This window comes from Sulfuricurvum sp., assembly GCF_041651515.1.
Lineage (GTDB): Bacteria > Campylobacterota > Campylobacteria > Campylobacterales > Sulfurimonadaceae > Sulfuricurvum.
Genome location: NZ_JBAZJF010000004.1, coordinates 1 through 19,883, shown reverse-complemented (window position 1 = coordinate 19,883; position 19,883 = coordinate 1). Strand labels below are relative to the sequence as shown.

The window sequence follows — 19,883 nt, the reverse complement described above, 5'->3', positions numbered from 1 at the left end:
TTATTTTTTGTCGCAATCTTTACAGCCCATGCCGCCCATTTTATTATTAGGCATATTCATCCCTTTTTTTGAACACATTTTAGGGGCATTGGCTTCGAATGTTTTACGTTGTTCCGGGGTAAGTACCGCCATCATTTTTTCGTGTTGTTGATTATGGAATTCTTTTCCCTCTTCACGAAGCTTTTGGATTTGAGCTTTTTGATCATCATTCAATCCCAATTTTTCAAAAGGTTTAGGAAGTTTGGAGGTATCACACTCACATTTTCTCATCATCATTCCGCCGTCTTTCATCGGACATGCCATTAACGCCGTTGCACCGAGAATCAGTGCGATACTTAGAATCTTTTTCATGTTTTTCTCCATACGTTTATTTTACTTTAGCATCATAAACTAATTTAGATAACAACATATCAATAATCTATTAACAGTATTAACGGGTTGTCTCTTCTTGGGGAGCAGCTTCGGTAATGCGTAGCATGGTCAGAAAGAGTACCGTAATCGCCGGACCGATTATCATCCCCCAAAATCCGAATGTCGCCAGTCCTGCAATAATGGCAAAAAAGATAATAAGCTCGTTGATCTTGTCTTGAGGTCGTATTAACTTTTGGTTGATGATCTTAATAATAACAGGTTTTACGAAGGTATCGGCGATGATTGAGATGACGACAATAGTATAGGAAGCGATGAAGAGAGCATTGTCCGTGTGGCCCATAGAAAACTCAAACAGTGCAAACGGTAGCCACATAATAGCTCCCCCGATGATCGGGATGAGAGAGGCAAACCCGAACATAATTCCAAAAAGTAGCCCGTTATATCCCATATACTCTACCGCAAGGCCGAACAATGCCCCCTCAAACACCGCCGTAGCTAGGATTGAATAAAAAACGACACTCATGGATGCGCGCATTTCGAACATGATGAGGGTACTTTCTTGTTGGGGAAAATGGGCAGAACGTTTGAAAAATTCGAGAATATCTTTCCCATAATAGAGAGCTACAAAGTAAAAGGCCAAAATAAAAACGGTATGAGAGAGGAACGACACCGCAAAGCCGCCGAGTTGGGATGCATAATCGAGGGAGTGCTGAGCAAAAGTAGTTGCATTAAAGCGGTTGAGAGAGAGCTCTATTTTAGCTTCGATATTGGAAAGCATAGGGGGAAGATGCGCAATTTTATCTCGCATATTTATGTCGATTTTCTCTAAGAGGGCAGGATCCAGGTGTTGAAGTAACACAGAAAAATGGAATAAAAAATACCCAAGCGGGGCAAAAAAGAGGAGCGAGAGAATCAAGGTAGAGAGCATTGATGCCCAAAAACGGCTTCGGGTAAGATTGAAAAAACCCATTTGGATATGGTGCGTTGAGATCGCAAGGAGGGATGCGACGATAATACTCATCCAAAACGGCTCATAGAGCCGATACATCCCATACGAGACGACCAACAATAAAACAATCGTAAAATGTTCACGTTTCACAGTATGTATCCTTAGTGAAAATTATTCAAACAAAGCCTGCTGCGGTATTCCGAACTTGAGCAGCTCATAGGTTTTCGGTGTTGCGAGCCGTCCGCGAGCCGTCCGCTCCAAATAGCCGTTGGCGAGCAGATAGGGCTCCAATACGTCTTCGATGGTTCCCTCATCTTCGCTCAAGGCGGCGGCTATAGTGCTAAGACCCATGGCTCTCCCTTTTGCTTCCATAAGGAGTTTGAGGAGACGGATATCCATCTCATCAAAACCGTGTGCATTGATCCCTAGCTGATCGAGCGCATATCGGGAGCGTTCATGCAAAATACTGCTCTCATTGGCCACTTCGGCAAAGTCTCGTACCCGCTTTAGAAGGCGCAATGCGATACGGGGGGTGCCGCGGGAACGTTTGGCAATTTCTGCGGCGGCTTCTTTGTCGATAGACGTTCCGAGTTTAAGGGACGCCTGTGTAACAATGCTGCATAGCTCTTCGGGGGTATAAAACTGGAGCCGAAAATTCATCCCGAAACGGTCGCGAAGGGGATTGGAGAGCATTCCCGCACGGGTTGTTGCCCCAATGAGGGTAAAACGGGGAAGATCGATTTTGACCGTTTGCGCCGCAGGGCCAGAGCCTATGATGATGTCGAGACGAAAATCTTCCATAGAGGGATAGAGTATCTCCTCGACGGCAGGGGAGAGGCGGTGGATCTCATCGATAAAGAGGATATCCCCCTCTTCGAGATTGGTGAGGATAGCGGCAAGATCACCGCTTTTTTCGATCATGGGGGCGGCGGTAACTTTGATATTGCTCCCCATCTCGTTGGCGATGATAAGGGCGAGAGTCGTTTTTCCCAGACCGGGAGGGCCGTAAAAGAGAACGTGATCGAGGGCTTCGCCCCGCTTACTGCTCGCCTCTATAAAAACACCCAGATTTTTTTTGATCTGCTCTTGTCCGATATAGCCATCCCAATTACTCGGGCGTAAAGAGGTCTCGACCACCTCTTCGGCATTAAATTTCTCTATTTCGACAATGCGTTCCACGTCAGACTTTCTTAATAAGTGTAATGTTCATCAGGGAATACTTTGCTTTGTACTTCGCTCTTATACTCAGCAACCGCGTGTTTGACTGCCGCCGCACCGTTCATATATTGTTTGACAAATTTGGGGACAAACGGCTCATACAATCCCAGCATATCGGAAAAGACAAGTACCTGCCCGTCCACGCCGTTGCCCGCGCCGATTCCGATTACCGGAATACGGACACTTGCCGCTACGCGAGATGCGACATCGGCTTTGACCCCTTCGATGACGAGGATAAACGCTCCGGCATTCTCGATGGCTTGAGCGTCGGCGATCAGAGAGAGAGCTTCTTCTTCGGATTTGCCTTTGACTTTGTATCCTCCCTCGGCACGAACACTTTGGGGGAGTAATCCGATGTGTCCACATACGGCAATCCCGTTGTTTACCAGATGTTTTACTAAAAGAGCTTTATCGGCTCCTCCCTCGATTTTGACCGCGTCGGCAGGGGTTTCGCGGTAAACACGGATGGCATTGGCAAGGGCAGAGCTTTGATCGTTGTAGGTTCCAAAGGGCATATCGCAAATAACAAAAGTATCGGGAGCCCCTTTGCACACGGCATTGGCATGGTAGATCATTTGATCCATCGTAGTGCTGAGCGTATCAAGATTTCCGCCGAAGCTCATATTGAGACTGTCTCCGACGAGTAAAATATCGGCACTCTCTTGAAACAAGCGGGCAAAGAGGGCATCATACGCGGTGATCATGACGATCGCTTTATCATTTTTGCGCTGTTTGATGGTACCAATCGTGAGTTTTTTCATCGTGTGAGAATCTCCGTAATTTTAGTATTGGTATATTACCCTAAATTTGCGTCTGCATCTCTTTTGTGGTCATTTTGTCAGATTAAACGCGCTATAATCTTGACATACAGGAGATGAGTGTCATGGGCATACGAAGTGATTTAGAGGCCAATTTTGACTTCGAAATTATCGATGAATTTTTAGACCATTATGCAATGATGGTTGAAATCATGGAACCGCTAATTATCGACCTTGGGATAGCTGAACGATATCATCGGAGCATTGAAGAATTGTTTCGTATCTTTCATAATATAAAATCCGCTTCGGGCTATTTGCAAATGGAGCCGATGGTGCGTTTAGCGACGTTTGTCGAAGATGCACTGGAACAACTCAGAACGCGTGATGCAATAGTAAATGATGAAACCGTGACATGGTTGATTAGCGTCGCCGATATGTTTATGCAATGGCAGGAAGATTTTAAGATGGACAATGAGCTCTCTAAAATCCACTTTTCCCTTTTAATTTTACCCGATATGGAGAAAGCGTGAAGCACCTCGTAGCTTACATTACAGCAGGATTGCCTGACAAACAGTTTACTATTGATTTAGCATTGGCACTGGGACAAAACGGTGTAGATACTTTAGAACTTGGAGTTCCGTTTTCTGATCCCGTAGCCGATGGACCGGTTATAGAAGCGGCAAATCAGCGCGCTCTCGAAGCGGGGTTTCGTTTCTCCGATCTTTTAGAGATTTCCGAGGCGATTGCACCCAAAATTGATACACTGTGGATGGGATATTTCAACCCGTTTTACCAATACGGAATGGAAAGCTTGCTTGATAAGGCTGCAAGCATCGGTGTGAACGGTTTGATTATCCCCGATGTTCCGTACGAAGAGGCAAAAGCGTATCATCCACTGTTTGAGAGCCGGGGATTGGCAAATATCACTTTCGTTGCTCCGACGGACGGTGAAGAACGGATTGCTTTGATCACAGCTGAAGCGCGAAAGTTTATCTATCTCGTTGCTTATGCCGGTATTACCGGCAGCGGAAAAGCCGAAGATTTGGCTCCGGTACTCGAAATGATCAAACGTCACACGAAGACTCCGGTGTATGTAGGATTCGGCGTTAACGAACAGAGCGCGCGTGAAAAAGTGCAGGGGGCGGACGGTGTTATCGTAGGTTCTGCGATCGTGAATGTCCTTCTTGATGACTCTTTAAACAACACCCAAAAAATTACCAAATGCTGCGAGATTACCCGCACGATTAAATCGCTGATTAACAGTTAATAGTGCTATAATTCGATCCTAACTTCGGTTATCTACGTGGGGGCGACATGGCTTCGACTGGATCAAGAAGGTTTAGGTTGCATTGCCGGACTGAGCAGCTCCGTTATACGGCTCACACTTGCTTAAACGCAAACAACACTAATTACCGTCCTGCTTACGCTGTAGCGTAAGTTTAATTTAATTTAGGACTGCGCTACCTTCCTATGCTATAACTGGAAGGGCTTGGCGTATAACCCCTGTGATAGCTATATTCTTGGAATGTCTCGGACTTGAATGAATTTAGAGAATTGGACGCAGTAGCTTTGCTCGGTTGTGCGAGAGCGTTTGAAACATAAACAACGATACTAAGCATGTAGACGCCTTTACAATCTTGGTTTAGGACTCCGGTTCAATCCCGGACGCCTCCACCAAACTCTCTTTTCTTTCTCTCTATCAAACTATTTTTAAGATTTTGCTAATCCAGCCAAAATGATCTCTTCCATTTTAGAGCAGTTCGTTTCCATGCAATCAATAGATGCGGAAATAAAAGCATCATCGTTTAACGTATCTGCATAATCGATGTATTCGTACCCGTTGTAGGTTACAATCATGTCAAAAAATAACCGTAATGTTCGACCGTTACCCTCATTAAAGGGGTGCAGAACGATAAGCTCACACATATAATACGCCAAACGTTTTGCAAACTCTTCACGCAGTGTTAGGGACTCAAAATCTCGCAGATAATTTTCTGCTTCAAGCTGTTTGAAAATATCATGTGAGAAGCTTTCCAAATTCATGTAAGGGCAAAACATACTTGTCCCCTTAGAAATATTGACGGTACGATACTCACCTGCCCACGTGTAGAGTTTTTGAAATAAATGGTGATGTATAGAGGTGAGATAGTTTTTATCAAAGAGTGTGGTTTCTTCTAAAGTAGTATGGAAAAATTCATAACTTCGCAAAAGAAGCTCTCGCTCTAACTCGTGAATCAGTTGAGAGTCGTGAATGTCGAGTTTGTTGATGGGGATGTTGCTGTCTTTGTAGTAAATATGCTCAGAAGGAGGGTAATATTTCATTTATGAGAAAGGATTTTTTTGACTTGATCCTTCACTTCTTTTTTATCTACAGGTTTGTACCCCTCAATCATTTGAGAGACGTTTACTGCTTTAAGTGCTTTTTGTGCTGAAAAGGGAGGTTTGCTCATACAACTGTCCTTTTTTGGTGACACTGATTATTTATGTATTTTATCATAGATAGGAATAGATGCAAAATGTAATGAAGTGAAGATGGAATATCTGACCACTATTTTTATTTTGTCGACAACAATCATAGATTCGATATAATAAATCCTAAACCAAAATACTGCGAGAGTGGAATGAATAAAAAGATGTCTGCAATTTATAATTGGATTAAAGCCGTCAATAAGAGATGGATTTGGGTTTTGTTGTCTGCAATTGTAGGCATAATATTCTTTTTATTTATATATGTACATACGCCAATCTTAAATCCTGACGTTATTAAAAATGTGGGATTTTGGAATTTTCTAATAATCATATTGGGTTCCCCTGTAGCTTTTGTTATCTGGCTTTATAGAGATAAGAATAATATTGAACAATTAGAAAATCAACGAAAAGATATAAATCTAAAAGATTTTCAGAAGCTTGCAGAATGGGTTTCTGGTGTAAATATAGTTGAAGATAAAATATCAATAAATGAAAAAACCATAATAGATAAAGATAATAAGATTACAGTTGAAAAAAGCGAAACTATTGAAAAAAGCAAGTCTGACAGCAACTCAAAATTCCATACAATAAGCAAAAGAGATGGTTCAATCGCTTTGCAAATCGCCGCAATCTATCAATTAGAGCCATATATTGGGAGATTATGGGAAACACTTTAAGCGTCCAGCTTTTCATTTATTGAAATCTACTTGGCAACTTTTAGTTGAAGAATATCTTGACAAATACCGCATACCGTTTGAAGGTGATATGAGCATATTTTTTAGAGAAAGGGAATCTATTAAAACTAAAATAGTGAATTCTCCGCTTGCAAACGCTATAACGGCAGTAGTGGCATCAAATAAAGGTTATATATTAAGAGAATGTAAAGATGATCTGCAACACATAATATTGGCACTTATGCGATTAGAAGATATTAATCTTAATGGGTTAGATTTAAGTTTTTCAGGACTTATTGAGGTTAATTTTTCAAGAGCAAGCTTAGTTACGACTAATTTTCATGGCGCTGCTCTTGATGGAGCACTATTTTCAAAAGCAAATTTACAAAAAGCCAATTTTAGTTACTCCAATCTTGCTGGCGCAAGTTTTTTGCGAGCTTTATCACGAAAAGCCAATTTTAGTTATGCTAATCTCGCCGGTGTAGGTTTCAATGATGCTGATCTTCGTGGAGCCAATTTTAGTTACGCTAATCTGAACGCGACCTGCGAGAACTGGAAACATGTAAATCTTGGAAGAGGCATAGGTAATTTCAACAATGCTGATCTTAGAGATGCAGATTTTACCAATGCTTATATCGAAGGAATGCTGTTTAATAACAAAACAAAAACGGATGACAATACTAAAATACTAGTTTATGATGAACAAAATAAGAAACCAGATGCGGAGGCAACAATCAGCTTGAGGCTAAAATTAAAAGAGACGGGCTTAATCCTGCCAGACTGGATGTATAGCAGTGTAAATAAGCCTAGCTAGTATTTTAGCATACAAGCATACGGGGGGTCAGTTAAATAAAGAAGGCTCAGGTATTCAATCTTCACTTTTTTTCACTTGACAAATAGTATCACTTATGATACATTTAGTAAAATTAAAAGTATCAAATTTGATACTAAAAGAAGCCAGCATGTTTAAATCATTGATTCTTTCTGAACTCAAAAAACAAAAAGAGGCACTGTCAATCCCTTATGAGGCTATTGCTTCACGCTCAGGATTAGGTATTGCTACAGTAAAGCGTGCATTTTCGGGACATGATATATCACTTGATACGCTCGACAAAATAGCGATAGCTTTGGGATGTGAGATTGCAATAAAACCGAAACAATCGGCGAAAGCACTCTATCAAGCGCAAATCGAGAAAAAAGCGCATGAGATTGTGAACCGAGTAATTCAAACTTCTGCCCTCGAAAACCAATCACCGAGAAGTGAAGCGCAAAACAAAATGTTTTCCCAAGCCAAAGCGATGATTTCTAAAATGCCGAAATCGCAAGTATGGGCATGATTACATTTGATAAAGAGGGGGAAACTCCCCTCGATGATATATCAGGACTGAAACTCAAAAAGATTATCACCCGTGCAGAACTGGACGATGCTGAAGCGCAAAATATTCTAAAAGCCTATGTTAAATATACTCTTAACCCGTCGGCTCTCAAAAAAGTAACGTTTGATTTGAGTTTTTTCCGTAAACTCCATAAGCGGTACGTCTGCACCATACGTTAGTAAAAATTCATCCCTTTCCAAACGGAAACGGGAGATGGGCGCGACTTGCTACTGAATTATGGCTTTTAAAGATGGGATATCAAGCTCTTTCATGGGGTGGGAACATTACCGAAGTGAGTGATGCACGATTCGCTTATATCGCGTCATTAAAAGAAGCGGATCAAGGCAACTATGAGCCACTTAAAAGCTTCATGTTTAGTATTTGATTCTCATAAATATATATTATGAGAATAGCATTAATGTAGTTTTTAATGTAGTTTGTTTTTTATAATATCTTATTTATACCTATTCATTAATCGTCTAAATCATAAAATCGAATGTTATTTCGTCCCGCTTCTTTAGCTTGATACATTGCTGCATCTGCTTGATTAAATAATTCGTCTTCGCTTTTCTCTTGCCCTTTGAAGATCAATACACCGATGCTGGCGGTACAGTGATGTTCCACTGTAACGGATTCGTGGGTTAGCTGGTAAGAAACAGATAATACAGAACGGATCTTTTCCGCTATACGTTCGGCCTGTGTTATCGATTCTGCCTTGCTTTCATCCAATTCGTTGAGCATCACGATAAACTCATCCCCGCCGAAGCGCGCTACGGTGTCTATCTCGCGTACACAGCTTTTTACTCTCTCGGCTGCCTGAATCAGCAGTAAATCACCTACCGAATGACCATGAATATCATTCAGTGGCTTGAAGTTATCCAAATCAAGAAAGATTAATGCACAGTACTTTTGGCTCCGTTTACTATTTGACATGGACTGCTTTAGTCGGTCATGAAGAAGACGACGATTCGGCAGTTTAGTAAGGGGATCATAGAACGCCAGTGCTTGTATCTCATCTTGCATCTGTTTACGTTCTGTAATCTCTCGGGTGATACCGTGATAACCGATAATGGTTCCACTCTTATCCCGCTCAGGCTTGGAGAGAACTTCTCCCCATATTAAACTACCATCTTTGCATCGATGGTGTGCCTCGAAGATTATGGAGCCAGTTGTGAAGCCCTGCTTCTCTGTCTCTTGCCGTTCTCGAATTTTTTCAGTAATGGTGGCTATTCCTTCATCGGTGAACATTTCAAAAACGTGATGGCCGATTACCTCGTCGGCACTGAAGCCCCGTAATCGTTCATCTGATGGGCTGATGTAGGTGATAAAAAGATTCTGGTCTGTTTTCCAGATTACATCGGTTACGTCCTCTGTCAGTTGACGATAAAGAGTCTCGCTGTTTCGAAGTTTCTCTTCTGCAATTTTACGATAGCTGATTTCACGTCGTAACCTAAAAACCCAATAGCCTATAACAAGGAAAATGAGTCCAATTGCTGAGCCATATTTTATGAGTGTTTCACTCTTTATCCCTTGCTCGATATTTAACCAACGGTTGAACATCGCATCAGTTTCCTCTTTTGGAATAGTCGCCATTGCTTTCGTTAAAATGAGAGCCAATGGCTCATTCGCTTTTATGAGACCAAAACTTTGATGGCTTATATACTCCGTTTGACCGGAAAAACGAAGGGTATTATAATTGTTTGACTTGATTGTATAGTCTGCGACATTGGCATCCCCGACATAGGCGTCTGCCACGCCATCCACTACCATTTTTAGAGCCTCTATGGTGCTAGGTGCGGTAATAAGGTGAATTTTAGGATAGTTGTTTTTCATAAACTCTTCCATAAAATACCCTTTTTCGACAGATACCCGTTTGTTTGAAAGTTGTTTCAAACTGCCGATGAAAGACCCTTCGCCATTATCAATAATAATTGTCGGTGTGTCTCTATAGGGTTCACTAAAAGTGAGATATTCGGAGCGTTCCGGTGTTTTTACAATGCTGGTTATCATATCCAACTCACCATTTTTTGCCATTTTAAGCAGCTCAGTCCATGGTTTGTTTTTTACTATTTCAAAATGAAGACCAAGTTTTTTTTCAAGCCTGTGCATATAATCAACCACCATACCAACATGGTTGCCATCTTTGTCAATCCACTCATAAGGGGCATAGTCAGGGTCCATTCCTACTTTTATGAGATGATGCTCTGTGAGCCATTTTTTTTCATTTTCAGTGAGGTGCAATTGAGTTGATTCATCGATAGAAAGTGGATGTGTATTTTGCGGTATAGGAGCTGGCTGTGCGGAAACAGGCAATGTAACAAGAACGAAAGTGAGTATACAGACGCGGATGATTGAGATTGAGATTTTGTTTACAGCAAATATAGAAGTATCAAATAATGTACAATGAAGCTGCTTCACCTTATATAATACCTTTTTTTTGAATCTGAATTATCTCTTTTTGTGTTTTTTTATTGGGATATGATACCATGAAAATCAATAAATCGTACACTTCTTGTTTATCGTATATATCCTAATCCATCCACTTTTTTAATTCTTTTTATATATTTTAACAATAGTTTTTTACTGTATAAAACTTGACATAAACAATTAAATATAGGTAAAATACTGTAATTAACAGTTAACTACTATAAGGAAATATATGAATATTACCATCGTCAATTTTAAAGGGGGAGTAGGCAAATCGATGATTGCTCATCAGCTCATAACAGGATTCGGATTTCGCGGATGTGAGATTGATCCGTACGGCTCACTTTCGGATCGCTTGCCGGATTTAGTGAGTCGGATCGAAATTCAGGAAAAATATTTATCCGAACCGGGCGAAGAGACGATTTTTGATTTCGGAGGGTTTGATGATATCAAACTCGATCAGGCAATTAGCTATTCTGATTTGATAATCATTCCGTTTATTCCGACGCTGGAGACGATACAAGGGACGGTGGATACGTTGGTACGCGTTGCGCAGATGAACAAACCGATTCTGATGGTGCCGAATATGAGCCAAAAAGAGAATGATATTAACGATGCAAAATTTGTCTATGAAGAGACGTTGGGTTTTGAGGTGGAATTGTTTCCTATCCCGATGAGCGTCGCACTCCAAACGGCGATCAATGAGAACAAGTCGATCATTGAGTTGACGCAGCAAGGGGGGATAAAAGGGTACGCGTATAAAAAAAGTGCCAATATTATCCGTGACTTGCACGCTAAAATTCGAGAGTATCAGAGTAATTAAACAGTTATCTACAGTTTAAAAGGGGGTTTAAAATGGAAGAAATACTCAAAGAGAATAAGTTTGCGTCACGGGTTACACAGCGTGAACGATCAACCCATGTTGCGATTCAAACGGCTAAACATCCGGGTGGACGACCGAAAAAATCGGATGAGAGTAAACAGAGCGAAAAAGTGTTTTTAACCCTCACTAAAGCTGAAAAAGAGAAGCTTGATGTGTATGTAGAGCGGACGGGGGAGTCAATCGCGGGGGCGATACGCCGCGCGATTAAAGAGAGTGGAATGATTTAGTTTGATTTTTTCATAAATGCGGCGACGAGTACGATCTGGGTGCCGTTAATTTTTCCTTCGATGAATTTCGCATCATCGGTAAGGTGAATATTTTTGACGATGGTTCCCCTCTTAGCGGTAAATCCTGCCCCTTTGACTTCAAGGTCTTTGATGAGGGTTACAGTATCCCCTTCTGCGAGGATCGTACCGTTGCTGTCGCGATGGACGACTGCACCGTTATCATCATTTGCCGCAGTGTCCAGCATACCGGCTTGTGCCCATGCTTTGACATCGTCTTCGAGGTACATCATATCCAATTGATCTTGATCTCCTAACGCGGAGAGGAGTCGATAGGCCATTACTTGTACCGCAGGGACTTGGCTCCACATACTGTCTCCAAGACAGCGCCAGTGGTCGGCATCAAGCGTTTGGGGATTGGCAATTTGGCTTTTACACGTCTCGCAGATGTAGATGGATTGTTCCGCTGAAGCGTCGCTCGGTGTTACTTCAACAACGCTCAACCCTTCCGTAGCACCGCACAATTCACAGATATTGCCGCTACGTTCAACTAATGTTTGTTCTATGCTCATTTTTGACCTTAATACTTTTTTGGAAGCGTATTATACTTTAAAATCGATTTTGTCACCGTCGATGAGGACACGGCCGCCGTTTCTGAGCAGTTGGAGCGTTTCAAGCTCCTGGATGATTTGTGGTGCGAAGAGGGTTTTTAGATGCATGACATAGACGCTAAAATCGCGGCGTTTGGCGTGGGAGAGTTCATCCTCTAGCAAAGCGGGGGTGAGGTGCTTGCTATCATAGGCCAGTTTTTCAAAACTGGACGGAAAGGAAGTTTCTATAACCAAGGAGTGGATATGAGGGTTGGCATCCAACAGTTCCCAAATACGGTCGCATCGATAGGTGTCAGCCGTGAACAATATCCCTGAGCCCTCTTTTTCAATACAATAGCCGCAGCTTCCTTCCGTATGGTTCGTTTTAAACGCGGTTAGGGTGACGTCATCTATATAGTAAGGCTTCTCAACCTCAATCTCAATCAGCTCAATGGTTTTTTCGGCGTGACCTATAAGGGAGATCTCTTCAAAATTGGGCCATACTCGCTGATTAAAGATAAATTGGCGCAGATCGTCCAAGGTTGATTTGAGTCCATAAATTTTCAGAGAAATTGCTTTTTGGGTGACAAAGAGATCGGCTAGGAACGGGATGTCGATAATATGATCGAGGTGTGAATGGGTGAGAAAAATATGTTCAATCGTAAAAACATCGTCTCCGAAGGTATTGATGAGGTTACCGGCATCGATGACGCAGTGGGGAGAAACTTTGACACAGGTCGTCCCTTGTGTGGGTGTTCGTGTCCCGCCGGTTCCTAAAAATTCAATATAATCCATTATGTACCCTTACCGTGGAGATAAATTATAGTACAAAAAACGTGAATTTGCGTTTTGGCGATGCGTGGTTGTTTTATGTACACAAAGCGGTCGTTACTTTGGAGCAAGTTGTGTTATTCTTACTCTAATTTAATACGCTACATCGCAAAGGGATTATGATGTCACTTAAAGTTGTCCTCTCTCATAAGACACATTATGCATTCGATAAACCGATCAATCTTTCTGCGCATGTGATCCGTCTTCGTCCCGCACCCCATAGCCGCACTCCTATTGAAGCGTATTCGCTCAACATCAAGCCTGATAGTCATTTTATCAATTGGCAGCAAGATCCGTTTGGCAATTATCTCGCTCGTATCGTTTTTCCGGAGAAAACAACGGAACTCTCTATTGAGGTAGAGGTTTTGGCCGAATTGGTGAGTATCAACCCGTTTGACTTTTTTGTGGAAGAGAGTGCGGAAAAGTTCCCTTTTTCTTACAGCAAGACGTTAAAAAAAGAGCTCTCACCCTATTTAAAAATTAGTGAAAAAGGGAAGCGGCTCGATGCGTTTATCAAGTCAATCGATTTAACACCGCGCCCTATCAATGATTTTTTGGTCGAATTGAATATGAAGATCCATCAGTATTTAAGCTATACCCTCAGAATGGAGCCGGGAGTCCAAACCTGTGCGGTGACGCTCAAAGGGAAAACGGGTTCATGCCGAGATTTTGCATGGCTTTTTGTTCAGGTACTTCGCCATATCGGGCTAGCCGCACGTTTTGTATCGGGGTATCTTGTTCAGCTAGCTGCCGATGTTAAATCGCTCGACGGTCCCAGCGGTCCGGCGGAAGATTTTACCGATTTGCACGCATGGGCAGAGGTCTATATTCCGGGTGCCGGATGGATCGGTCTGGATGCAACGAGCGGATTGTTTGCCGCAGAGGGGCATATACCGCTGGCGTGTACTCCGAATCCTGAGAGTGCCGCTCCTGTTGAGGGGGGAATGGACAAGTGCGAGGTAGAGTTTACCTACTCTAACACGGTAACAAGAGTATTCGAGTCGCCGCGTGTCACCAAGCCTTACCGTGAAGAGCAATGGGAAGCAATCGATCAGCTGGGTTATCAGGTGGATAAAGAGCTCTTTGACAACGACGTCCGTCTCACGATGGGGGGAGAACCGACGTTTGTCTCTATTGATGATATGGAATCCCCGGAATGGAATACCGAAGCAGACGGTCCCCATAAGCGTGAACTGGCAAATGTCCTTTCGCGCCGATTGCTCAACACGTTCGGTAAAGGGGGGATGCTGCACCATGCGCAAGGAAAATGGTATCCCGGTGAGCCGCTGCCGCGATGGATGTCTACCATTATCTGGCGTAAAGACGGCCAACCGATTTGGAAGAACCCCGATTTATTGGCAAGCTTGGATCAGACATTTGATTACACCAGTGAGGATGCCCGTAAATTTTTGTCACAACTGTGCTTGAATTTGGGAATCAGTGATCAAAATATCCATGATGCCTATAATGATCCGCTCGTAGCATTGTTGCAAGAAGCGCTATTGCCGGTGGATGTTGATCCGATGAAGACGAGTTTGAAAGATTCGTTAGAGCGTCGTGCATTGGCGGAAAATCTTTCTCAAGGGATTGATAAACCGGTCGGGTTTGTCCTCCCGCTTGGCTGGGGGACTACACGCTGGATTACATGCCGATGGAAATTTCGACGAGCACAGCTATTTCTTGCACCGGGGACATCACCGGTGGGATTGCGTCTGCCATTAGACTCGTTGACTCACAAACCTCATGTCGAATTGGAACAGAGTTTTGAACCGGATTTGTTCGGGGCCTTTCCTTCGTTGGGTGAGTATCACAGTGCCGTAAAAGCGCGCGCCGCCAAAGTGACAAAAACGACTAAACCGTCAACCGATTATGATCTGTTCGTTCGTACGGCAATCAGTGTCGAGATACGAGAGGGGAAACTTTTTATTTTTCTTCCGCCGATCATGGATACCGAAGCCTTTTTGGATCTGATCGCTTCGATCGAAGAGACGGCAGCATCGCTGAAGATGGCGGTGATGATCGAGGGGTATGAGCCTCCGCACGATTTGCGGATCGAGAGAATGCGGGTCACCCCTGATCCGGGGGTCATTGAGGTCAATATCCATCCGACGTCGAGTTGGAAAGAACTTACGGGTGTTATTAATACTTTATATGAAGAAGCCCATCAATCGCGTCTTGGAACCCTTAAATTCATGCAAGACGGCAAACAGACCGGAACGGGAGGGGGAAATCATGTCACTATCGGAGGGATTACTCCGAGTGACAGTCCTCTACTTCGGAACCCTGAGCTTTTACGTTCATTAATTACGTTTTGGCAGCACCATCCCAGCCTTTCCTATCTCTTCTCCGGGCAGTTTATCGGACCGACATCACAGGCTCCGCGTGTGGATGAGGGGCGGCTTGAAAATCTGTATGAACTCGAAATTGCATTCAATCAGATTCCTGAGGGGGGAGAGGTTCCGTTTTGGCTGACGGATCGATTATTCCGGCATATGCTGACGGACTTGACGGGAAATACCCATCGCAGTGAGTTTTGTATCGATAAGCTTTACTCTCCCGATTCTTCAACCGGACGATTGGGTATTTTGGAGCTTCGCGGATTTGAAATGCCGCCACATGCGCAGATGTCGCTCATGCAGATGTTGCTGGTCCGTACGCTTGTTGCATTGTTTTGGCGTAAACCGTATAAACACAAGCTGGTACGCTGGAGCACACAGCTGCACGATAAATTTTTGCTCGAACATTATGTACGTGAAGATATTCGCGATATTGTCGAATTTTTGCGTTCCGAGGGGTACGCATTTGAAAATGATTGGTTTAACCCATTTTTCGAGTTCCGTTTCCCCTTATTGGGTATGAGTACGGTTGAGGGGATTCATTGTGAACTCCGAGGCGGAATCGAACCGTGGAATGTATTGGGAGAAGAGTCAAGTTCCCAAGGGACTGCCCGCTATGTTGACTCATCACTTGAACGAGTACAGGTAAAAGTTTCAAACTTTGTAGATGAACGGTATGTTCTTACCTGCAACGGGGTTCGCGTCCCTCTCGTCTCTAGCGGAGTGGAGGGAGAGTACGTCTCCGGTGTCCGTTTTCGTGCATGGCAGCCATGGTCGGCGCTCCACCCTACAATCGGAGTAGACACGCCCTTGGTGTTCGATATTGTGGATACCTGGAACCGTCGCTCAATGGGGGGCTTCACCTATTATGTCTCGCATCCTGGGGGCCGCTCATATGATACGTTCCCGATTAATACGCTCGAAGCTCAATCCCGCCGTATCAGCCGTTTTTGGGGATTCGGTCATACTCAAGGGGAGATCGAAGAGGTGCATGAACCGTTGATTAAAGGACAAAACGTCTCACATGAAGAGGGTTTTTCGCGTGTAGTATTGAACCATCCGAAGAAAAAAACATTTTATTATCAGGAACTCCCCGGATCTTTGGAGTATCCGCATACTCTCGATTTGCGCCGTAAGTGGAGTCCAAATGAGATCAAGGGATGATTGATTGAAGTCGATGTTTGAGCACTATATTTTAGAATCATCGTACGATGAGATGTTTGACGATGAAAAAAACATTCGTCCCCATTGGAGAGCATTAGGCGACAATCTTGAACATCTTGGGATGGATCAGTTGATTGCTAAACAAAAAGAGATCGATTGGCGTCTTGAAGATAACGGTGTTACCTATAACGTATACAATGATCCCAGCGGAATGAACCGCCCATGGCATCTTGATCCCATCCCGTTACTCATTGAGGAGGAGCAATGGAAAATGGTTCAAGCGGGGTTAAAACAGCGTGCAACCCTTCTTGATAAAGTGCTGCGCGATATTTACGGTGAACAGCGGCTAATCCAGGAGGGGATTATTCCGATGGAGGTGATCTATGCGCATAGCGGTTTTATGCGTGAAGTACATGGCTTTGCCTCTCAGCCTTTAAGGATATACGGTGCTGATATGGCGCGTGGTCCGGACGGGAAAATGTGGATTATCAATGACCGTACCCAAGCCCCTTCCGGTTTAGGATATGCGATTGAAAATCGGCTTACCATGAACAGCGCGATGTCCGATTTGTATCATGATCTCTCCATCCGCCGTCTTTATCCCTTTTTTGAAACATTCAAATCGACTCTTGCCGGATTAAATTCCGATTCCAAAAGTGAACCGCTGAATGTCCTGCTCTCTCCCGGAGCACACAATGAGACCTATTTTGAACATGCCTATTTGAGTTCTTTTCTGGGATTAACGCTGGTTCAGGGGCAAGATTTATTGGCCAAAAGCGGTGCCGTATGGCTCAAGAGCCTCAAGGGACTCCGACGGGTCGATGCCATAATCCGGCGGGTTGATGAAACCTACTGCGATCCTTTGGAACTTCGCAGTGATTCGCAGCTTGGGGTTGCTGGCCTTGTACAAGCTCTTCGCCAAAACGGTGTTTCGATGCTCAACCCCTTAGGGTGCGGTGTATTAGAAAATTTGGGGTTGAACCCTTTCATGCCCCACTTGGCCCGTTATTATTTAGATGAAGAGTTAATCCTTCCGCAAATCGCAACGTGGTGGTGCGGACAAGAAGCTGAACGTGATTTTGTGTTGGAAAATTTAGAGAAACTGATTGTCAAAAGTATTGATCGAAGTGATGAATATCACACGTACGTCGGAAAAAATTTGACGAAACCAGAGCTCAAAGATCTGCGTAAAAGAATTATGGATCAACCCTATCGCTACGTCGGCCAAGAAGAGGTACAATTTGCAACGTCTCCTGCACTGATTAAAGAGACGATCGAACCTCGTAAAGCGGTGATCCGAGCCTACACTATTGCAACCGATGAGGGATTTGAGGTTATGCCCGGTGCATTGGTACGTGTCGGAGCCAGCAATGATTCCTTAATGGTTTCGGGGCAAAGCGGTGGCAGCAGTAAAGATTTGTGGGTGATCGGAGAACCCGGTGATGAGCCTCCGGTAACCCTGTTTAAGGCTAAAACGACTGCTGAAAGCTCTTTAGAGAGTATTCCAAGTCTTCGTGCCGAAAATCTTTTTTGGTTAGGGCGCTATCTGATGCGTTCCATTATCACGGCCCGAATGATTCGCACTACCGTCAAATATCTGGCTAATGCATACCGTTATGATCACAGGTCCAATATTCATGTCCAAGAGACATTGACCAAGGCATTGACCCATTTGACAATGACCTATCCGGGATTTTTAGGTCAAGAGGATGCTCTCATTCGTGACCCGCTTCGTGAAATTTGGTCTGTGTGCGTTGATACTCAGAGGGTCGGTACATTAGGACATACGATTACGATGCTCTTTGGTGCCAATATGGACACTAAAAATCTCCTTCCTTTGGAAGCATGGAGAATTTTTGATCGGATGATCCGCGAATACAATCTATTCGGTAAAGGGGAGCAACCTTCTGCTCGAATAATTATCAGTACATTGGATAAAACATTAATGCAATTAATGGCTTACAAAGAACTCATTGAAGAGAGCTTGTTTGACGAACAGGGGTTGGTTCTTTATGAGATTGGTGCGGGGATTGAGCGTTCGCTTTTATTAATTGCCAAAGCCAGATCTCTTTTAGTCGTTACCAACGAATCGGTCAGCGAATATGAGATACTAGAAACACTATTGGGTACATGTGAGAGCTTGAACGCCTATCGTGCCCACTACCGCGCTTCCTTTGAATTGCGTAATGTGACCGAGTTTTTGTTGTTAGATATCAAATTTCCTAAATCATTGATCAGTGAAATTGATCGATTGATGCGTGCATTGCCGAAATTGCCGAAATTTCGAAATGCTACCTATCTAACACGATACGAAGAGCCGATATTCGAAGTATTTTCGATGCTGCGGTTGAGTAAAATCGATCAACTCTGCCGAGTCGATGCCGAAGGGTATGTCCGAAGCGATCTTGATCTTCTTCTTTCGGGTATTACCGATAAATTGATACGTGCTGCCAATGAGCTGTCTCAAACTTATTTTGCCCATTATGACGAGTAGACCCATGACGTATCACATTTATCACAGTACCCGGTTTGCCTATCAGCATCAGGTTAGCTTCAGTCATAATCTCATCCGACTCAAACCTCGTGATACGAACATTCAAAAACTGCTTCACTTTTCACTGAATATCGATCCGATTGCAACCGAGATTGAGCCGTATGAAGATTTCTTTGGTAACCGTTTGCACCATCTTTTGATCCGAGAGCCGCATCACCTATTAAAGGTGGTTGCCAAATCAACGGTCAGCATTGATCAGGATGCAATCGAATCACAACAGGGGCGCCAAGAAAAAGCGAAAGTTCTCAGTACTGCCGAAGCGATGGAACGGATGAACTTTCTTACACTGCCGACACTGGATGCACGGCAATATACATTGCACAGCCCTTTGATCCGAGGTGCGAGCGAGCCGCTGATCGCCTATGTCAAAGAGTCTATCCATTTGGAACGCTCACTCTATGAGGGTGTGTATGAATTTATGGGGAGAATCTATGAAAATTTTTCTTTCGTAAGCGGGTTCAGTGATGTCAATACACCGGTTCAAGACGTATTTGAAGCAAAAAAAGGGGTGTGTCAAGATTTTGCCCATCTGGCAATTACAGCATTACGTTCTTTAGGGCTACCTGTACGCTATGTTAGCGGATACATTGAGACAACTCCACCGGAGGGGGAAGTAAAATTATTTGGAAGTGACGCTTCGCACGCGTGGTTTTCGATATTTATTCCGGGGTTTGGTTGGTTTGATTTTGATCCTACGAATAATGTTGTTCCCGCACATCAACATATTTTATTAGGATACGGACGGGATTATACGGATATTGCTCCGATGCAAGGAGTTGTTTTTGGAAGCGGAACCAGTCATCTAGGGGTAATGGTAGACGTTTCTCGAGACTAAACTATCCCGAATCCCTATATATAATGAACACTTTGATACGTTTTGAAATCTCTTTTGGAATTTGTTAAAATTTCTTTACGTTTGCTCTTGACATCTATTACATTTTCCCCTATAATTCCCGTCCACAAACGATGAGACGCCTTGAGTTAAGGCATTGAGTTTGAGTTTGCGATCATTGAAAACTAAGTAGGTTTAGCGGTTTTGGGCGATGCTCGAAGACGTT

At 43.5% G+C, this 19,883-nt stretch carries 21 protein-coding genes and 1 other RNA gene; 13 read left to right on the top strand and 9 right to left on the bottom strand.

Translation table 11 applies throughout. The annotated features are described in order from the left end of the window. The 4 genes from WC407_RS07985 to panB form a co-directional block, all read right to left on the bottom strand. Nucleotides 1-351, bottom strand: coding sequence for a hypothetical protein (locus WC407_RS07985; RefSeq protein WP_373022086.1), 351 nt, complete (start codon nucleotides 349-351; stop codon nucleotides 1-3). A 79-nt stretch (nucleotides 352-430) separates the two neighbouring features. Continuing rightward, on the bottom strand, nucleotides 431-1,471 hold the full coding sequence (locus WC407_RS07980; RefSeq protein ID WP_373022085.1) for an AI-2E family transporter: 1,041 nt from the start codon (nucleotides 1,469-1,471) through the stop codon (nucleotides 431-433). Nucleotides 1,472-1,492: 21 nt separating this feature from the next. Further along, nucleotides 1,493-2,500 (bottom strand): Holliday junction branch migration DNA helicase RuvB, encoded by a 1,008-nt coding sequence (ruvB, locus tag WC407_RS07975; RefSeq protein WP_373022084.1) that lies wholly within the window; start codon nucleotides 2,498-2,500, stop codon nucleotides 1,493-1,495. Nucleotides 2,501-2,511: 11 nt separating this feature from the next. Further along, nucleotides 2,512-3,300 carry a 3-methyl-2-oxobutanoate hydroxymethyltransferase gene (gene panB, locus WC407_RS07970; protein ID WP_373022083.1) on the bottom strand — a complete coding sequence of 263 codons (789 nt, stop codon included), beginning with the start codon at nucleotides 3,298-3,300 and terminating at the stop codon, nucleotides 2,512-2,514. Nucleotides 3,301-3,422: 122 nt separating this feature from the next. On the opposite strand from panB, the gene WC407_RS07965 reads away from it, so the two are divergent. The 3 genes from WC407_RS07965 (at nucleotide 3,423) to ssrA (ending at nucleotide 4,974) form a co-directional block, all read left to right on the top strand. Beyond that, the gene (locus tag WC407_RS07965; RefSeq protein ID WP_373022082.1) at nucleotides 3,423-3,827 is read left to right on the top strand and encodes an Hpt domain-containing protein; all 405 of its coding nucleotides are present in this window, start codon (nucleotides 3,423-3,425) and stop codon (nucleotides 3,825-3,827) included. Next, complete coding sequence (gene trpA, locus WC407_RS07960; RefSeq protein WP_373022080.1) at nucleotides 3,824-4,564, top strand: tryptophan synthase subunit alpha; 741 nt, start codon at nucleotides 3,824-3,826, stop codon at nucleotides 4,562-4,564. Before WC407_RS07965 ends, trpA begins: the two co-directional genes overlap by 4 nt. A gap of 38 nt (nucleotides 4,565-4,602) precedes the next feature. Then, nucleotides 4,603-4,974, top strand: a transfer-messenger RNA (tmRNA) gene (gene ssrA, locus WC407_RS07955). A gap of 33 nt (nucleotides 4,975-5,007) precedes the next feature. Here ssrA and WC407_RS07950 read toward each other — a convergent pair. Both WC407_RS07950 and WC407_RS07945 read right to left on the bottom strand, forming a co-directional pair. Beyond that, on the bottom strand, nucleotides 5,008-5,619 hold the full coding sequence (locus WC407_RS07950; protein ID WP_373022079.1) for a Fic/DOC family protein: 612 nt from the start codon (nucleotides 5,617-5,619) through the stop codon (nucleotides 5,008-5,010). Beyond that, entirely contained in the window at nucleotides 5,616-5,747 is a 132-nt protein-coding gene (locus WC407_RS07945) for a hypothetical protein (protein WP_291750889.1), read from the bottom strand. Before WC407_RS07945 ends, WC407_RS07950 begins: the two co-directional genes overlap by 4 nt. Nucleotides 5,748-5,930: 183 nt before the next feature. On the opposite strand from WC407_RS07945, the gene WC407_RS07940 reads away from it, so the two are divergent. From WC407_RS07940 to WC407_RS07920, 5 genes are all read left to right on the top strand, one after another. After that, a complete protein-coding gene (locus WC407_RS07940; RefSeq protein WP_373022078.1) occupies nucleotides 5,931-6,443 on the top strand; it encodes a hypothetical protein in 513 nt (170 codons plus the stop codon). Then, the gene (locus WC407_RS07935) at nucleotides 6,418-7,254 is read left to right on the top strand and encodes a pentapeptide repeat-containing protein (RefSeq protein ID WP_373022077.1); all 837 of its coding nucleotides are present in this window, start codon (nucleotides 6,418-6,420) and stop codon (nucleotides 7,252-7,254) included. Before WC407_RS07940 ends, WC407_RS07935 begins: the two co-directional genes overlap by 26 nt. 148 nt (nucleotides 7,255-7,402) lie before the next feature. Then, nucleotides 7,403-7,777 carry a helix-turn-helix domain-containing protein gene (locus tag WC407_RS07930; RefSeq protein ID WP_373022076.1) on the top strand — a complete coding sequence of 125 codons (375 nt, stop codon included), beginning with the start codon at nucleotides 7,403-7,405 and terminating at the stop codon, nucleotides 7,775-7,777. Next, nucleotides 7,768-7,995, top strand: coding sequence for a hypothetical protein (locus WC407_RS07925; RefSeq protein WP_373022075.1), 228 nt, complete (start codon nucleotides 7,768-7,770; stop codon nucleotides 7,993-7,995). Before WC407_RS07930 ends, WC407_RS07925 begins: the two co-directional genes overlap by 10 nt. A 71-nt stretch (nucleotides 7,996-8,066) precedes the next feature. Continuing rightward, a complete protein-coding gene (locus tag WC407_RS07920) occupies nucleotides 8,067-8,201 on the top strand; it encodes a hypothetical protein (RefSeq protein WP_373022074.1) in 135 nt (44 codons plus the stop codon). A gap of 86 nt (nucleotides 8,202-8,287) precedes the next feature. On the opposite strand, the gene WC407_RS07915 is transcribed toward WC407_RS07920, so the two are convergent. Continuing rightward, nucleotides 8,288-10,234 (bottom strand): diguanylate cyclase domain-containing protein, encoded by a 1,947-nt coding sequence (locus WC407_RS07915; protein ID WP_373022073.1) that lies wholly within the window; start codon nucleotides 10,232-10,234, stop codon nucleotides 8,288-8,290. A 241-nt stretch (nucleotides 10,235-10,475) separates the two neighbouring features. On the opposite strand from WC407_RS07915, the gene WC407_RS07910 reads away from it, so the two are divergent. Beyond that, on the top strand, nucleotides 10,476-11,066 hold the full coding sequence (locus WC407_RS07910) for a ParA family protein (protein ID WP_373022072.1): 591 nt from the start codon (nucleotides 10,476-10,478) through the stop codon (nucleotides 11,064-11,066). A 32-nt stretch (nucleotides 11,067-11,098) separates the two neighbouring features. Next, the gene (locus WC407_RS07905; RefSeq protein ID WP_373022071.1) at nucleotides 11,099-11,353 is read left to right on the top strand and encodes a hypothetical protein; all 255 of its coding nucleotides are present in this window, start codon (nucleotides 11,099-11,101) and stop codon (nucleotides 11,351-11,353) included. On the opposite strand, the gene WC407_RS07900 is transcribed toward WC407_RS07905, so the two are convergent. Then, entirely contained in the window at nucleotides 11,350-11,922 is a 573-nt protein-coding gene (locus WC407_RS07900; protein ID WP_373022070.1) for a PhnA domain-containing protein, read from the bottom strand. The two genes, WC407_RS07905 and WC407_RS07900, sit on opposite strands and share 4 nt — an antisense overlap. A 30-nt stretch (nucleotides 11,923-11,952) precedes the next feature. Continuing rightward, a complete protein-coding gene (locus WC407_RS07895) occupies nucleotides 11,953-12,735 on the bottom strand; it encodes an MBL fold metallo-hydrolase (protein WP_373022069.1) in 783 nt (260 codons plus the stop codon). A gap of 158 nt (nucleotides 12,736-12,893) precedes the next feature. Between WC407_RS07895 and WC407_RS07890 the strand changes: the two genes are divergently transcribed. Genes WC407_RS07890 through WC407_RS07880 form a run of 3 tightly spaced genes read left to right on the top strand, consistent with a single transcriptional unit; the run spans nucleotide 12,894 to nucleotide 19,660 of the window. After that, nucleotides 12,894-16,271 carry a DUF2126 domain-containing protein gene (locus WC407_RS07890; RefSeq protein ID WP_373022068.1) on the top strand — a complete coding sequence of 1,126 codons (3,378 nt, stop codon included), beginning with the start codon at nucleotides 12,894-12,896 and terminating at the stop codon, nucleotides 16,269-16,271. A 13-nt stretch (nucleotides 16,272-16,284) separates the two neighbouring features. Next, nucleotides 16,285-18,765, top strand: coding sequence for a circularly permuted type 2 ATP-grasp protein (locus WC407_RS07885; RefSeq protein ID WP_373022531.1), 2,481 nt, complete (start codon nucleotides 16,285-16,287; stop codon nucleotides 18,763-18,765). After that, complete coding sequence (locus WC407_RS07880) at nucleotides 18,755-19,660, top strand: transglutaminase N-terminal domain-containing protein (protein WP_373022067.1); 906 nt, start codon at nucleotides 18,755-18,757, stop codon at nucleotides 19,658-19,660. Before WC407_RS07885 ends, WC407_RS07880 begins: the two co-directional genes overlap by 11 nt. The last annotated feature ends 223 nt before the right edge of the window (nucleotides 19,661-19,883 follow it).